The organism is Jiangella aurantiaca (assembly GCF_004349105.1).
Lineage (GTDB): Bacteria > Actinomycetota > Actinomycetes > Jiangellales > Jiangellaceae > Jiangella > Jiangella aurantiaca.
In genome coordinates, this window is record NZ_SMLB01000097.1 from 1 (window position 1) to 1441 (window position 1441).

The window sequence follows — 1441 nt, forward strand, 5'->3', positions numbered from 1 at the left end:
CGGGGACGAGACCATGCTGGTGCAGTCCGGCCGTCCGGTCGGGGTGCTGCGGACCCACGAGTGGGCGCCGCGGGTGTTGATCGCCAACTCCAACCTGGTCGGCGACTGGGCCACATGGGAGGAGTTCCGGCGGCTCGAGGCGCTCGGGCTGACGATGTACGGGCAGATGACCGCCGGCTCGTGGATCTACATCGGCACCCAGGGGATCCTGCAGGGCACCTATGAGACGTTCGCCGCGGTCGCGGCGAAGCGGTTCGGCGGGTCGCTGGCCGGCACGGTCACGCTGACCGCCGGGCTCGGCGGCATGGGTGGGGCGCAGCCGCTGGCGGTGACGATGAACGGCGGCGTGGCGATCGTGGTCGAGTGCGACCCGACCCGGATCACCCGGCGCATCGAGCACGGCTACCTCGACGTCCAGGCGGCCAGTGTGGACGACGCGCTGCGGCTGGCCGACGACGCCCGCCGGGGACGCCGGGCGCTGTCGATCGGGGTGCTGGGCAACGCCGCCGACGTCGTCCCGGGCCTGCTGCGCCACGGCGCGGAGATCGACGTCGTCACCGACCAGACCTCCGCGCACGACCCGCTGGCCTACCTGCCGATCGGGGTGGCGTTCGAGGACTGGGCCGGCGAGCGGGCCAAGGACCCGGCCGGGTTCACCACCCGGGCGCGCGAGTCGATGGCCACGCACGTGCAGGCGATGGTCGGGTTCCTCGACGCCGGTGCGGAGGTGTTCGACTACGGCAACTCCATCCGCGCCGAGGCGGAAAAGGTGCGCGCGTGCCGTGCTTTCGACATCCCCGGGTTCGTGCCCGCCTACATCCGGCCGCTGTTCTGCGAGGGCAAGGGGCCGTTCCGGTGGGCCGCGCTGTCCGGCGACCCCGCCGACATCGCCGCCACCGACCAAGCGATCCTCGAGCTGTTCGGTGACAACGAGCCGCTGGCCCGGTGGATCCGCCTGGCCGGTGAGAAGGTGCAGTTCCAGGGCCTGCCGGCGCGCATCTGCTGGCTCGGCCACGGCGAGCGGGACGTGGCCGGGCTGCGGTTCAACGACATGGTCGCCTCCGGGCAGCTGTCCGCGCCGGTCGTCATCGGCCGCGACCACCTCGACGCCGGCTCCGTCGCCTCCCCGTACCGCGAGACCGAGGCCATGGCCGACGGATCCGACGCCATCGCCGACTGGCCGCTGCTCAACGCGCTGGTCAACACCGCGTCCGGGGCCAGCTGGGTGTCCATCCACCACGGCGGCGGCGTCGGCATGGGCCGGTCCATCCACGCCGGCCAGGTCACCGTCGCCGACGGCACCCCACTGGCCGGCGAGAAGATCGCCCGGGTGCTCTCCAACGACCCCGCCATGGGCGTCATCCGCCACGCCGACGCCGGCTACGACCACGCCGCCGACATCGCCGCCGACCGCGGCGTGCGGATCCCCATGCGCGAGGGC

At 73.3% G+C, this 1441-nt stretch carries 1 protein-coding gene; it reads left to right on the plus strand.

Features of this window, described 5'->3' with window-relative positions:
- On the plus strand, window positions 1-1441 hold a 1441-nt coding region (gene hutU, locus E1262_RS30020; RefSeq protein ID WP_132108010.1), incomplete at both ends, for a urocanate hydratase.